Annotated in this window: 13 protein-coding genes; 4 read left to right on the plus strand and 9 right to left on the minus strand. The window is 56.2% G+C overall.

The window, feature by feature from the left end:
- Window positions 1–24 precede the first annotated feature (24 nt).
- The 3 genes from OKX01_RS13120 to OKX01_RS13130 all read right to left on the minus strand — a co-directional run bounded on the left by OKX01_RS13120 (window position 25) and on the right by OKX01_RS13130 (window position 4,455).
- Complete coding sequence (locus tag OKX01_RS13120; protein WP_094197372.1) at window positions 25–1,338, minus strand: replication-associated recombination protein A; 1,314 nt, start codon at window positions 1,336–1,338, stop codon at window positions 25–27.
- A gap of 125 nt (window positions 1,339–1,463) precedes the next feature.
- A complete protein-coding gene (gene lolA / locus OKX01_RS13125) occupies window positions 1,464–2,090 on the minus strand; it encodes an outer membrane lipoprotein chaperone LolA (RefSeq protein WP_108727785.1) in 627 nt (208 codons plus the stop codon).
- On the minus strand, window positions 2,080–4,455 hold the full coding sequence (locus tag OKX01_RS13130) for a DNA translocase FtsK (protein ID WP_108727786.1): 2,376 nt from the start codon (window positions 4,453–4,455) through the stop codon (window positions 2,080–2,082). The genes lolA and OKX01_RS13130 overlap by 11 nt, the downstream gene beginning before the upstream one ends.
- Before the next feature lie 43 nt (window positions 4,456–4,498).
- Between OKX01_RS13130 and trxB the strand changes: the two genes are divergently transcribed.
- Window positions 4,499–5,455 carry a thioredoxin-disulfide reductase gene (gene trxB / locus OKX01_RS13135; RefSeq protein WP_094197375.1) on the plus strand — a complete coding sequence of 319 codons (957 nt, stop codon included), beginning with the start codon at window positions 4,499–4,501 and terminating at the stop codon, window positions 5,453–5,455.
- The gene (locus OKX01_RS13140) at window positions 5,442–6,209 is read left to right on the plus strand and encodes a Smr/MutS family protein (protein ID WP_264671832.1); all 768 of its coding nucleotides are present in this window, start codon (window positions 5,442–5,444) and stop codon (window positions 6,207–6,209) included. The genes trxB and OKX01_RS13140 overlap by 14 nt, the downstream gene beginning before the upstream one ends.
- A gap of 248 nt (window positions 6,210–6,457) precedes the next feature.
- On the opposite strand, the gene OKX01_RS13145 is transcribed toward OKX01_RS13140, so the two are convergent.
- From OKX01_RS13145 to OKX01_RS13160, 4 genes are all read right to left on the minus strand, one after another.
- Entirely contained in the window at window positions 6,458–6,784 is a 327-nt protein-coding gene (locus OKX01_RS13145; RefSeq protein WP_094197377.1) for a tetratricopeptide repeat protein, read from the minus strand.
- Window positions 6,785–6,998: 214 nt separating this feature from the next.
- Window positions 6,999–8,045: a peptidase M29 gene (locus OKX01_RS13150; RefSeq protein ID WP_094197378.1), complete on the minus strand. Its 1,047-nt coding sequence runs from the start codon at window positions 8,043–8,045 to the stop codon at window positions 6,999–7,001.
- A 67-nt stretch (window positions 8,046–8,112) separates the two neighbouring features.
- Window positions 8,113–9,444: an MFS transporter gene (locus OKX01_RS13155; protein ID WP_264671833.1), complete on the minus strand. Its 1,332-nt coding sequence runs from the start codon at window positions 9,442–9,444 to the stop codon at window positions 8,113–8,115.
- A 59-nt stretch (window positions 9,445–9,503) separates the two neighbouring features.
- Window positions 9,504–10,001 carry a flavin reductase family protein gene (locus OKX01_RS13160; RefSeq protein ID WP_094197380.1) on the minus strand — a complete coding sequence of 166 codons (498 nt, stop codon included), beginning with the start codon at window positions 9,999–10,001 and terminating at the stop codon, window positions 9,504–9,506.
- A gap of 314 nt (window positions 10,002–10,315) precedes the next feature.
- Here OKX01_RS13160 and OKX01_RS13165 point away from each other — a divergent pair, with 314 nt between their 5' ends.
- Both OKX01_RS13165 and OKX01_RS13170 read left to right on the plus strand, forming a co-directional pair.
- Window positions 10,316–10,621 (plus strand): Dabb family protein, encoded by a 306-nt coding sequence (locus OKX01_RS13165; RefSeq protein ID WP_264671834.1) that lies wholly within the window; start codon window positions 10,316–10,318, stop codon window positions 10,619–10,621.
- A 147-nt stretch (window positions 10,622–10,768) separates the two neighbouring features.
- The gene (locus OKX01_RS13170; RefSeq protein WP_094197382.1) at window positions 10,769–11,665 is read left to right on the plus strand and encodes a PaaX family transcriptional regulator C-terminal domain-containing protein; all 897 of its coding nucleotides are present in this window, start codon (window positions 10,769–10,771) and stop codon (window positions 11,663–11,665) included.
- A gap of 14 nt (window positions 11,666–11,679) precedes the next feature.
- Here the strand turns inward: OKX01_RS13170 and OKX01_RS13175 are convergent, their stop codons facing one another.
- On the minus strand, window positions 11,680–13,014 hold the full coding sequence (locus OKX01_RS13175) for a carboxylesterase family protein (RefSeq protein ID WP_264671835.1): 1,335 nt from the start codon (window positions 13,012–13,014) through the stop codon (window positions 11,680–11,682).
- A 3-nt stretch (window positions 13,015–13,017) separates the two neighbouring features.
- Window positions 13,018–14,253, minus strand: a complete 1,236-nt coding sequence (locus OKX01_RS13180; protein ID WP_264671836.1) for an acyl-CoA dehydrogenase — start codon at window positions 14,251–14,253, stop codon at window positions 13,018–13,020.
- Window positions 14,254–14,502 lie beyond the last annotated feature (249 nt).

The following is a 14,502-nucleotide window of genomic DNA, read 5'->3' on the forward strand; positions in this document are numbered from 1 at the left end:
GGTCAAGCAAGCGCCTGTCCTGTCTTAGGTATCTTTTTTACCGGCCTGCTCGTCCAGCTGACGCAGGCGCTCCATTTTTTCAGCAATCTTGATTTCAAGACCACGGGGCACGGGCTGATACCAATGCGGATCGGGAATACCCTCCGGCAAGTAAGTCTCACCCGCCGCGTAAGCATTGGGCTCGTCATGAGCATAGCGATACGCATGACCGTGGCCCAGCTCTTTCATCAGCTTGGTCGGGGCGTTGCGCAAATGCACGGGCACTTCACGGCTTTTATCCTGCTTCACAAAGGCGCGGGCCTGGTTGTATGCCATATAACCGGCATTGCTCTTGGCGGCGATAGCCAGATAAATCACGGCCTGCCCCAGCGCCAGTTCTCCTTCAGGGCTGCCTAGGCGCTCAAAGGTCAAGGCGGCATCATTGGCAATTTGCATGGCGCGCGGATCGGCCAGACCGATATCCTCCCAAGCCATGCGGATGATGCGGCGCGACAAATAACGGGCATCTGCCCCACCATCCAGCATCCGGGTCAGCCAATACAAGGCGGCATCCGGGTTGGAACCGCGCACCGATTTATGCAAAGCAGAAATCTGGTCGTAGAAATTGTCTCCCCCCTTGTCAAAACGCCGAGAGTTCAAGGTCAGCGCGTTTTGCAGAAAGTCCGTTGTGACCCGCTCGGTGCCGGAGGTCTTGGCGGCCGTATTAGTCTGCTCCAGCAGGTTCAAGAAACGCCGGGCATCACCGTCGGCATAGCCGATCAAGGTATCAACGGCTTGATCGTCGAACGCCAGACCATCCAGCGCATTTTGCTCCTGTACGCGGCGCAGCAGCAGCTTGAGTTCATCATCCGTCAAAGACTTGAGCACATAGACCTGCGCCCGCGACAGCAAAGCCGAATTGACCTCGAACGATGGATTTTCTGTAGTGGCGCCAATAAAGGTCACCAAGCCACTTTCGGCATAAGGGAGAAGCGCGTCCTGCTGAGATTTGTTGAAGCGATGTATCTCGTCCACGAACAGGATGGTGTGCTTGCCCATGGCCAGATTCTGCTGGGCCTGCTCCATGGCCGCACGAATGTCTTTTACGCCTGAAAAGACGGCGGACAAGGCGATGAACTCGCACTCGAATGCACTGGCCGTCAAACGCGCCAGCGTGGTTTTACCCACACCGGGAGGCCCCCAGAAAATCATGGAGTGTGGTTTCCCGGACTGAAAAGCCAAACGTAGTGGCTTGCCCTCGCCCAACAGGTGAGACTGGCCCACCACCTGATCGAGGGTTTTGGGGCGCAGCGCTTCGGCTAAGGGTGCGGCGGGTTCCTGAGCGAACAAATCACGCATGGCGATCGCCCTTCCTAAAATGGCAAGACCTGGTCAAAGCGGACCAGGTCTGTATTGAAAACTTGTTTTGTCAGAGCCAGCTAAGCGCTGCCTCTGACGATAGCTGCACAAAAACAGAATGTGCATCAAGGCATGGAGACGACATCCACTCCGGCAGGAGCCTTGAACGTGAAGGTACCCAAGGTAATCCGAGGGTTCGGTTCCAAGCCGGTGAAGTCGATATACGTGGTTTGCCCGAACGAGTCCTGCAATTCCAGACGACGTGGCTCACGATCCTTGAAGCCGATGTCTACGTAGGAAAAGCCAGCATCGCTTTGCAAAGGCGTGGCTCGGATCCACTCCAGCCCATCCCGCGCATCTTGTTCAACCAGACGGAAGGAATCTTCCAGATTGCCGGTACCAAACAAGATTGCGGCAGGCGAGGCGCCAATGGACTGGTCCACACCACGCTCGGTAACTTGGGCCAGATCCGGGTCGTATTGATAGAGCAGCTTGCCGTCAGACACGATCAACTGCTCATAAGGGCGTTGCACATGCCATTTGAACTGGCCGGGGCGCTGAAACACGAATTGCCCGGACTGCGGCGCACCTTTGGACTGGCCATTGCTATCGACTGTGCGCTGGGAAAATTCGCCTTTTGCGGCATGCACATCTTGCACAAAAGAGCGCAATTGCTCGCTGGCCGACGCGGCCATGGTCAAGGCAGGTGTAGCGGCCAGCAGCATGCTGGCCAACAGTGTCTTAATCTTCATCTTTGGCACCTCCTGCGGGGACCAGAATTTCGCGGTTACCGTTGGGCTGCATGGCCGACACCAAGCCTGCCTGCTCCATTTGTTCCAACAGTCGGGCGGCTCGGTTATAACCGATACGCAAATGACGCTGCACCGAGGAAATCGAAGCGCGGCGATTTTTGATAATGACTTGAACGGCCTGGTCATACAGCGGGTCGGCTTCTGCATCCGCCATACCCGTCACCGGGTTGACTCCCTCACCCGATTCGCCTTCGACAGCACCTTCCAGCAGGCCCTCGATGTAATCGGGCTCGCCATGTTCTTTCAAGTGCTCGACAACACGGTGAACTTCCTCATCGCTGACAAATGCGCCGTGTACTCGTTTTGGCAAGCCTGTACCAGGGGGGAGGTAGAGCATATCACCCATGCCCAGCAAGGTTTCCGCCCCCATCTGATCCAGAATGGTGCGCGAGTCGATCTTGGAGGACACCTGGAAAGCAATACGGGTAGGAATGTTCGCTTTGATCAGACCCGTAATCACATCCACACTCGGGCGCTGCGTGGCCAGAATCAGGTGGATGCCAGCGGCACGGGCCTTCTGGGCCAAACGAGCAATCAACTCTTCGATCTTCTTGCCCTGCACCATCATCAGGTCAGCCAGCTCGTCGATAATGACGACGATCATGGGCAACACGGACAACGGCTCGGGAGCATCCGGCGTCAAAGAGAAAGGATTAGGGATAGGCTCTTCACGCTTTTGCGCTTCGCGTATTTTGGCGTTGTAACCGGCCAGATTGCGCACGCCCAGCTTGCTCATCAAGCGGTAGCGTTTTTCCATTTCCGCCACACACCAGTTCAAGGCGTTGGACGCCAATCGCATATCCGTGACCACCGGTGCCAGCAAATGAGGAATGCCTTCATAGACACTCATCTCCAGCATCTTGGGGTCAATCAGGATCAGGCGCACATCGGCCGGGTCTGCCTTGTACAGCAGCGACAGAATCATGGCGTTGATACCCACCGACTTACCGGAGCCCGTGGTACCGGCTACCAGCAGGTGGGGCATCTTGGCCAAATCCGCTACCACGGGCTTACCAGCAATATCCTTGCCCAAAGCCATGGTCAGCAAAGAAGCACTGCTGTGATAAGTTTGCGAGCCGACGATTTCCTCCAGACGCACCATTTGGCGGCGGGGATTGGGTAGCTCCAGACCCATCAGGTTTTTGCCGGGAATGGTTTCCACCACCCGAATGCTGACCAGACTCAAGGCACGGGCCAGGTCTTTAGCCAGATTCACGATCTGGCTACCCTTCACACCCGTGGCAGGCTCGATCTCGTAACGGGTAATCACGGGGCCAGCCTGAGCCGCCACCACCGTTACCGCGACACCGAAGTCGGACAATTTCTTTTCAATCAGGCGCGAGGTGAATTCTATCGTTTCCTGCGACACGGTCTCTACATTGTCTGTAGCCGGGTCCAGCAAAGACAGCGGAGGCAAATCGCCCGCTTCGCCAGCCTGACGAGGCACCTTGAACAAGGTCTGCTGCTTTTCTTTCTCGACGCGCTCGGATTTGGGCACGGCCACAAAAGCAGGTTCGATACGAACAGGCTGTTCGTGTACCAACTGCTCCTGCTTGGCCACCACGCTTTCCGTACGCTCGGCACGTTTGACCTCGCCTACCCGGCGATCCTGACGCGCCGACCACAAGATCATCACACGACGAATCGCCCCTTCGATCAATCCGCCCAGTCGTTCAGCCAGCGTCAGCCAGGAAAAACCGAAGAACAAGCTGGCCCCACCGGCGAGCAGGCCCATCAGCACTAAAGTGGCACCGCCAAAGCCTATCGACGTTACCAATAGTTGCGAAAACAATTGGCCTAACTGCCCACCAGCCCCCGCCGGAAGCTGCCATTGCTGCCCCAGATCTTTAAAGAACAGCGACTCCAGGCCCATACTGCCCAGAAACAAAAAGAAAAAGCCGATGCCAATTTCCCAATGCACCCGCGGCAAGACGTCCTCGCTCTTGGTGCCGGGCAAGAGTAAAGCGGTCAGACGATAAAAGCCCACAGCCACGCGCTGTACCAGCAGCACCACCCAGAGCCAGGCTGTCAGGCCAAATAGGTACAAGAGGAAATCGGCGATATGGGCACCAAAAATGCCCCCGCCATTTTGAGTCAGACCCGAATGCACGGAATGCGACCAGCCAGGGTCGCCCGGATCCCAGGTCGCCAGTACCAGACCGAGCCAGGCTGCCAGCGCAGCGAAGATAATCCACCGTGCTTCGCGCAGCAGTCCTGTCAGGCGCTGTTGCAGGGCGGAAGGCCCATTACGCACATTTTTGGATGACCGGGACGAACGAGGGGATGTTGCAGGTATTCTTGCCATGGACTCATTATAATTGGAGATCGTCTTTTTCGGATTTTCTGTGATGTCGACTACTAAGCACGCAAAAGTACTCATTCTGGGCTCAGGCCCGGCCGGCTATACCGCAGCGATCTACGCAGCCCGCGCCAACCTCAACCCTGTCTTGGTCACCGGCATGGAGCAAGGTGGCCAACTGATGACCACCACGGATGTAGATAACTGGCCAGCCGATGCCCAAGGCGTCCAGGGACCTGATCTTATGGCACGTTTCCAGGCGCATGCGGAACGATTCGAAACAGAATTAATCTTTGACATGGTGTCCTCGGTTGACCTGTCCACCCGCCCGCTGACCTTGAATGGGGATAGTGGCACAGTCTACACCTGCGATTCGCTGATTATTGCAACAGGTGCGTCGGCGCAATACCTGGGCTTGCCATCGGAACAGGAGTTCATGGGCCGTGGCGTCTCCGGTTGTGCAACATGTGACGGTTTCTTCTACAAGAATCAAGACGTGGTGGTCGTCGGTGGTGGCAATACCGCCGTAGAAGAAGCCCTGTACCTGTCCAATATTTGCAAAACCGTGACACTGATTCACCGTCGCGACACTTTCCGCTCCGAGCCCATCCTCACCGACAAACTGATGGATCGCGTCCAGAACGGCAATATCCGCCTGAAACTGCACAGCGAATTGCAAGAAGTGCTGGGCGATGCTTCTGGCGTGACCGGTGTGCGCATTATCAACAAGCAAACCCAAGCCACTGAAGATCTGGCCGTGACCGGCGCTTTTATCGCCATCGGCCATAAACCCAACACCGGGATCTTCGAAGGCAAACTGGATATGCACGATGGCTACATCACCACTCGTAGCGGCCTGAAAGGCATGGCAACCATGACCTCCGTTCCCGGTGTGTTTGCCGCAGGTGACGTGCAAGACAATATCTATCGTCAGGCCATTACCAGTGCAGCCAGCGGTTGCATGGCCGCCTTGGATGCACAGCGCTGGTTGGATGAAAACAAATAAGCCCAAAGCCGTAGGCCGCAGCCTGGCAGACCTGAAGAAGTTGCAAGGTCAGGTCCGCCAGGATCTCAACCCGCCCCCGGCCCCCGCTCGTCCTCAAGCTCGCAAGCGTCCCCGTCCACCGGATCCCGGTGGCAAGCCGGCCAAGCCGGCTCCTGCCAGCAGCGCCGCAGCAGCCCAAGACCCCATTTCTTTATTGGACCCCAGCGACAGGGCCTGGCTACGCCAGTCCCTGCGTGACGTCGCTCCCTTGAAAAAACGCGGTCAAAGCATGCTTATGAGCCGCCCTACAGCCAGCCCGGAACAGTTGGAGCAACGTCGTCGCCACGCGGTAGGTGCGCCCGTCAACACACCTGCCCTGCCCCAAGCCTCTGACCAATATGTCAGCGTGCAAGGCGAGAGCAACGATATACGACATTTGCGTGCCAGCTGTGGCCCCGATGTCTTGCGCGACCTGGAGCGCAACCGTTGGCCGATTGAGTCCAGCCTGGACTTGCATGGCTCCGATCTGGAGCAGGCCCGAGAGCGACTGGACAACTTTCTACGTTCCTGTCTGGAACACGGTGTGCGCTGTGTACGAATTGTCCATGGCACGGGCTACGGCTCACGCAATGGCGAACCCGTTTTGCGTCATGCCGTGCGTCGCTGGCTAACCCAGTTGCCCAGCGTTCTGGCCTATATGGAATGCGCGCCCAATGAAGGTGGGCAAGGTGCCGTCAAACTGGTGCTGCAAGCCATGTCTGAACCCGGTGTTTGATTTTCTTTATTGAGTACAGACGTAAAAAAGGCCAGCTTTCGCTGGCCTTTTTTTTGTTGTTGTTATGTTGTACTGCCTATTGCTTTTATAATAGTGACCGTTTTGTTCCGGTCTTTGTTGCCCAGCTTCGCGGGCTATGTCTCCTCACCTGCATGAAACGTATTGTGCCCCATTTATAACGCTGTCACACTTAGGGAATGCACTGATACCCGCATCGCAAGAAAAGATCCGTCGCCCATTCGTAATGTTTATTCGGCTGCCTGCTCCAAAGCCTTTACGGCCCGTTTCAAAAACACCTGCATTTCTTTCTCAGCCTGCTTATCGCCCTGTTCCTGGGCAATTACCAAACCCTGCTCCAGAATTTCCCTGGCCTGTTTGAATTGCTGCAGATTCACCAGCACCCGGCCCAATAGCTTCCAGGCTGCGGTGTAACGCGGATTCATTTCCACCGCTTTGGACAAATGTTCACGAGCGGCTTCCAAATCACCCTCGCCCATACACGCATTGCCCAAGCCAAAGCGCAGCAAGGCATTATCCTTGCCTGCGGCCAGTAGTTTCTCCAATCCTTCGCGCATAATCCGTACCTCTGAAAACCCAGCAAGACTTGGCCGCGTTGCCTTTGCACAAAGCAAAATAGCGACAGCGATAAGCCTGAACAGCTTGATGGCTATCGAACAATATAACCATCAATCTTTAAGCTTGGTTTTGTAGCACGGAATATCAACGAGCAACCAAGCAGCCCAGGCTCGGTAGGCCCATTCCCCTGCCGGTACCGCCTTGGCTAGCGCTTTAGGCCAGATCGCCTTGCAACACCCCCTTGCTGACCACTTCACGGCCATCCAGGCTCACCGTGCAATTACGCATCGGATAGTCGAAGTGGCAATCGGAAAAACGACCTGCCGCAGGATTGGCGCCAGTAGAAAAGAGAAAGTTACCCGCAAAGGCACGCAACTCCGTTCCGTTGGTATCGCGCTTGTCGTACATGGCCAAGGAATCCCAACGAGCTGCCGGTGCCATGCCCCAGCCCACATGGCTGACCGCATAGGCATCCTTGTCATTCCAGCTTGCGTAGTAGGAACGGATCAAATCGGCATCCACGCCCTTGCCCTCAATAGCCACTACATAATCGTTTTCGATACGCAGGGTCACCGCCGATTCCAGATAACGCTTGAAGGTCAGGTTCACATCCCCGCTATCGAGCACCAGCGTGCCATTCACACTGCCATTGCTGGGGTAGCAAATACATAAGCCGGCAGGCCAATACCCAAAGCTGCCCGGCTTGTCGGCTATCCCGGCACTGCCGCGCCCGATCACACCCGCCAGGCTGACCGTCAGGTCCGTACCGGCCTCGGAGCTGATGTGCATAACGCTGGCGTCGGTAATCAGCTTGCCGCCAATATCGCACTTACTTTGCAAGTAAGGACTGGGTTTGACCCGCTCCAGAATCTCGGGATGCTCGTCGCTGATCATCATGATGCGGGCACCGTTGGCCAGCAGAGCCGCACGCTCGGGCGAATGCAGCAACCCTTCTACCGTGCAGTCCACGATGAACTGGCTGCCTGCCAAAGCCTGAACAATCGGGTCCATACCTTCCAGAGCCAAAGAAGTCCCTGTCGAGCGCAAGGCAATATTGCTTTTCAGACGTGGCGAGACCAGTTTCACATGGCAAACCCGTGCGCCCATTTGCGTCAGGGCCAACTCGGCCAGCTCGGCCAGCACGGAGCGCGATTGCGTCTCGGACAGCACAACGGCCATTTCGCCGGGCTGCACCTTGCACAGACCAAACACCTCTACAAAATCAGCAATCCACTTGCCTTCAATATGCTCACGCAACATTTCTTACTCCTTGAGAACTCAAAAAAGGCGCTGCGCGGCTCCTTCAGCCGGGCAACGCCTATACAGGTCAATCGTGTAAATCCTTGCCCTTGGTCTCAGGCGAGGCAATGGTGGCCCACAAGGCCAGAATGCACAGACCAATCAGGTACCAGTCAAACACCTGCTTTTGATTGATGGAATGCAGCCAGGCTTGCAAATAGGGAGCAGTCCCGCCCGTCAGGGCACCAGCGACCGAATACGGCAAACCCATGGCGACCGCCCGGATACGAGTCGGAAACTGCTCGGGGAAAAAGGCGGGCATGATCGCAGTGGGGGCAGAGATCAAAAGCATGCCGCCTGCCATGAACACCATCAGACGCCAAATTTCGCCCTGACCACCCGTTAGCACCAGGGTCAGCGGGATGATGCTAACGATTGAGCCAATGGAGAAAAAGTACCAGTTCACTTTGCGACCAAAACGATCCGAGAATGCCCCCCAGAAAATCAAACACAGGATCAGGAACAGATTGGCCCCAACGCCTACCCACATCACCTTGGCAGCAGGCATGCCCAAAGAGGTAATGGCAAAGGTGGGTGCCATAATGGCCCAGACGTAATACAGCACCGTGCCGCCTGCCGACAAGGCAAAAACGCGCAAGCAGGCGCTGCGGTACTTCCAGACCTCCGCCCAGAACACCCGCGCACCAGGGCGTGCCGTTTTGCCTGACGCTTGCGCTGCAGCCTGACGGGCTTTGAACATGGGGGTTTCGTCCAGTTTTCTGCGCAGATACAGCGCATATACCCCCAAAGCACCGCCCAGCACAAAGGGCACACGCCATGCCCAGGCCCGCACAACCTCTTCACCCAGCAGGCTGGTCAGGCAGGCACTGAGCAAGACAGCCGCCAGAACCCCGATCGTGACAAACACAAAGACGGAGGAAGACCACAGCCCGCGTTTATGGGCAGGTGCCATTTCAGTGACGTAAGTGAAAGAGGACACCACCTCCCCACCATGGCCAATGCCTTGCAACAGGCGGCCCATCAACAAGAACAAGGCGGCAATCGGCCCCACCATGTCATAAGTCGGCGCAATACCAATTACCAAACTGCCCAAGGCTGTCACCAGCATGGACAAGGTCATGGTGAAACGTCGCCCCTTGCGGTCGGCCAGCCAGCCAAAAAAGATGCCTCCCAAAGGGCGCATGAAAAAGCCCACGGCAAATACTGCCAGCGTGCCCAGCAAGGCCGCCAGCGGGTCCTCACTATGAAAAAACTGCTTAGCAAAATAGGCGGCAAAAATCGAATACGCCGTCCAGTCGTACCACTCCAGGGCGTTACCCGCCCCAACCCCCAAAATAACGCGTCGACGCTGCGCAGCAGTCATGGGCTGCTCGCGCAAAGATGATGTAGGTGCGTCCAAGAGATGTCCCCTTCACTGTGATAGTTATGCTTCTTGTTGTTTGTTTTTGATCCGGTGGCTCAGGCCACCAACTGCGTGAAACGAGAACGATGAAAGATCAGTGGCGAGATTTCGCGTTCGATCTGCACATCGTGGATAAGCAATTGCACGGCATCGTGGTCCCCGGCCGGATGCACTTGAAAAACACTGCAGTCAAACCAGACTGATGCCCCTTGGATATGGACAGCCCCCTCCTCGGTCAGCTCGACCTCGATATCGCTGAAGCGGCTGTCCTTGTCCGGCCCAGCCAGCTGACGGCAAATAGCCGCATGTTCAGCACTCAAAATTGACACCCCCAGACGCGAGGCGCTCGACAGCAGCGCCCAGGTCGAGGAACTTTTCTGTACAAAAAAGGCGGCCAAAGGCGGATCCAGCGATACCCCTACGGAAAAACTGGACGCCACAATGACGTGCGGCTTGCCATCGAGCACAGCCGCAATAGCGGCAACCCCCGACGGAAAGTGCCCAAAGGCTTCGCGTACCGCCCTGGCTCCCAACCCACTTATGTTTTCTTTCATGACGATGACTCTGCTCAGGCGTTAAAGACCCAAAACCCAAAATGAGGCGAGCGCTCCTGCAGCCTGCTCGCTTGGCCTAAATTCTGTTTCGATCGTCATTTATTTGCAATAACAAAATAGACAATCAATGTCTTTTTTTGTTGATTTTAGGTGTTAACCCTATGAAAAATCGTCGTTTTAAACACTATAGGCCTATGCAATTTGCCTGTAATTTATTGCGAATAATGATCTGTAATTATTTATTTGCAATAAAATACCAATTAATAAAGCCCTGAACTACGGCAACAGGGCCTATCCCTAACAAGAAGGACAGCATGTATTTACATATCGTTTTGATGGCGCCCCACACCCCGCTCAGCCCGGAGCTGGTCCCCAAGCTGGATCACGCCTTTATCCGCATACGCCAGGAGTGCCCAGGCATAGAGCGCTTTGAGTGGGTGCCGAATTTGTCGCGCAGCTCTGCGCGCTACAGCCATGCCCTGCTGTCCGTATTCCGCACGCAGGAAGCTTTGGACGCTTACCGGGAGAGTGACGCTCATCAGGCCATGCTCGATGCCATCGCTGCGCATATTCAGGACATCGTGGTGCTGGACAGCGTGCTGGAGGAAACCCTGCCCTGAAAGGCCATGCCGCAGCCCTGTCGCACAAGACGTAACAAGCCTCGAATGCGGCCACGCTAGCGCCGCCGGGGCACGCACGGTAAAATGGCCCGCTACAAACCTACTATCAAAAATGGGTAGCGATCAGCCCCTCCACCGGAAAACAGAATGAAAGCAAGCGTCGCGATTGATGAGTTCATCGCCAGCCGAGACCATGGCGAGCACGAGCAACTTGCCCCGCACCACTACATTCTGACGCTCTACGGTCTGTTCGCCCGTCCCACGGGCGTCATCATTCCGGTGGCCAGCGTGGTCCAACTGCTAGCTGACCTGGGCGCTGAGCCATCCAGTGTGCGATCCGCTATTTCCCGACTCAAGAAAAAAGGCGTACTGGTCAGCCAACAAGCCGCCTCAGGCAAAGGCTATGCCTTGGCCGCCGAGCTGGAACCGCATATGCAAGCCGGTGACGAGCGGATTTTCTCCTCGCCCTCCATGAATATTCGGGATCCCTGGCTACTGGTCTCCTTCTCTGTTCCAGAAAGCGAACGCCAGAACCGTCACAAGATTCGTACCGGCTTGGCCCGCATGGGTTTTGGCACGGTGAATGCGGGCCTGTATATAGGTCCGGCGCGCTTGCAGGCAGAGGCTGTCGAGTACATACGCGAGCACCAGCTCTGGCCCTATATTGAGTTGTTCACCTGCGAACCCAGTGGCCTGAGCGATATTCAGGAAAAAATTTCCCGCTGGTGGAATTGGGACAAATTGGCCAACGAGTACCAGTCCTTTTTAAACTCATATCAGCACGAGGTTGAGGTCTGGCAAACCGCTTTGCGCCAGGGCACGGGCGACCCGCTGGAAGCCTTCCGCCTCTATATGCCCATGGTGACCCGCTGGCGCAGACTGCCCTTTCTGGATCCCGGCCTGGCACCCGAGCTATTGCCTGACAACTGGGTCGGCAATACGGCCCGTAAATTATTTGGTGACCTACACCGCCTGCTTAGCCCCTTGAGTTCGCAACACGTGCAACAGGCCATTCCAAACTGGAAGGCCCACCGCGCGGAGTAGATCAGCTTCTGGAGTCATGCCCCTACAAAACGGGCAATGTCCCCCCTCAAGTCCTGGGAAACACACTCAAATCGTTCCTGCGTTACCCCCTGCATCATGGGGGCATCCTGCCAAGCCAGAAAGTTGCCAAACTGAAACGGCAGATCAAAACAATGCCCACTGAACACCGCGTCAAGTGGGCTTTGCTCTGTAAAGTCACTCCACACCACAGCTCGCCCCGCTGCTTTCAGGCTAGCCGCATACTGGGTAGGAAAGCGCTGAAACTGCAACCAGGAAGACGCCGCCACAACTTGCTGATACGGTGTCAAGCCCGACTCTGCTCCCTGATACACGCCGTTTCGCAGCAGGTTGGCGGGTAAATCTTCCGCAGGCCATACACCCAAAGCCTGATCGACCTGTTCCTGCGTCGCCTGCCGGTGAAAAGGTACATCAAAAAAGAACACCGAGGACTCTTGGGCAGTACAACGCAGATACACCGCCTGCGCATGGCAGGTTTGTGCCGCCCAGTCAGGATTCAATAAATCCGGCGGCATCCCGGCACTGGCCACCGGCAAGAATGCCGAAGGAGCATGAGCCAAGCGTGGCGGCTCTTTATCCAGGGCCAGCATGCCGTGCTGCATCAAGGTATCGACATCCGCCATCAGCCACTGATCGCCCAGGCTTTGTCGCACACGCTCCGTGGTTTTTCTTTGTTGCTCGGGCGTCCACGGTGTGCGCGTCCCCATGCTGAGCAAAGCCACGCGATCAATCCAGCCTCGCGTGGACTCCAGCACACTGAGCAAATGCGCGTACCAGCCACCCGCCGACTGCCCCATCAAGGTGATCTTGTCCGGGTCGCCACCAAAGGCGTGGATGCGATCTTTCACCCATTGCAGCGCCAAGAGCAAATCGGCTGCTGGTAAAGGCAAATCATCCGCCTGTGCATCACCCAAGTGCCCCAAGGCGCCCAGACGATAATTCACATTGACGACCACCATGCCCTGCGCTGCCAAACGGGTGCCGTCATACCAATTCAAAGAAGCACCACCACTCATCCAGGCACCACCGTGGATAAAAAAGACGACAGGCAGACCTTGCGCTTGAGCTGGCGCCCACACATTCAGAAAATAAGCATCTTCAGATTGGGGGTTGGCACTGCCTGCGCCCATGACTGCAGCAAGGCGGCTGGGGCGCTGCGGAAATAAAGGCACCTGATCCAGAGATGTCGCTGCCACCCGCCCCACCGCCGCCTGCGCCGCTTCAAAACGATGCGTGCCTTGGGCGTAACGCAGGCCATACCAGGCCTGCACCTCTACGCCATCGGCACGACAACGGCGCGAGGGCGCATTGATCAGCAATGTCGCCGTCATGGCTTAGAGCTTGTTGGAAATATAAGGCGTACCGGTCATGCCGTTGCCGTGCAGCTCGTATCCCATGGGCGCAGTAATCGAGGCATGGCGAGTACCGGTATTAATATCGCGCCACATCCGGCCCAGCGGGCTGTTTTCCGCAAACGAAGCGGTGCCATGCAACCAGCAAAGATTGTTCACCGCATCCACCAGTTCGTGTCCGGCATGGCCGATCCCGGCGCGATGACGCGCACGCAGTTCCAAGGGCATGGGCACTATGCCAGAGGCAGCCGCATCAATCTGCGCCGCAGCACGTTCCAACAATAAACGGGCGCCATCAATCTGGATACTGGCCGAGCCCAAGTTCTGCACAAACGCCCCCGAATCCGACTGTTTCTTGTAATGGGTATAGGTAATGCCACGCTTGCCACTGACGCCACTGGTGAAATCCACGGCCGCTTGAGCCGCTCCCAAAGATGGCGCTTGAATGCAGGTGGACATGGTCAGGTGCGGCGTCAAACGACGGCCAAACGTGGCCGAAGGATCTTGCTCCTGCACATCCCCCATCAATTGCTGAAACGTGATCAAGCGCTCTTTGGGCACCCACAGGTTTTCAGCCACCATGGTGTTGGAGCCAGACCCTCGCATACCGATGGTGTACCAGGTGTCCTGAATGTCAAACTCATCACGACGCATCAACACAAAGCCCACGGTAGGCTCGACCAGCTCGCTTTCCTTGATGAACAGAATTCCCAGCGCCCAGTCCGAATGATTGCTGTTCGATGCAAAAGGCCACTTGCCCGTAATGCGCCAGCCATCGCCATCCGGCGTTGCCGTGCCTTGCGGTTGGGCAAAAATGGACGCGGCACGGATAGGGCCATCTGCAAACACCTCATCGAGCATCGCATCGCTAAAACGGTTGGCCAGCATGACCGAACCATTCGAGATCACCACACACCAGGCGGCTGCCGGATCGTAATAGCCCACGGCGCTGGCGCACTGCAAGAGCATGTCCGCGCCACCCTCGTACCCGCCGTAGCGCTTCAAGGTCGAAATGCGCCAGGCCCCGGTGGACTCCAAAGCCTGAACCGCCTCATCCGACAACACGCGATTACGGTCAGCCTGTGGGGCCAGCTCGCGTAACAGCGGACCGATCTCATGGATACGTTCTAGAATCTCCTCTGTCTCCTGACGGGATGGGGCCTGAGTAACGGTGATCCGCTCGTGCTCGGCGACCAACGTAGCTCCTGTGATAGCCATAACTGCTCCTTAGAATTATTTGATGTAGCAAATTTATATCTATCGTCAGTTAATCGCAATATCAATAATTATGGAAACAGTCGAAAACCCTTGTTTTATTGGGTTTATTCGGGTTTTCACCTAGTAAAAATCACGCCTTCTTTTTATTTTTAATTGCATAAAACTAACGATCAAAAATAATTTGAGCGCAATGATAGAAGAAAAAGACAGGAGCGGAACGGCCCGCCAAAGCATGAGGCGAAAAAAAAC

The sequence above is a fragment of the Alcaligenes sp. SMD-FA genome (assembly GCF_025960365.1).
Taxonomy (GTDB): domain Bacteria; phylum Pseudomonadota; class Gammaproteobacteria; order Burkholderiales; family Burkholderiaceae_B; genus Alcaligenes; species Alcaligenes aquatilis.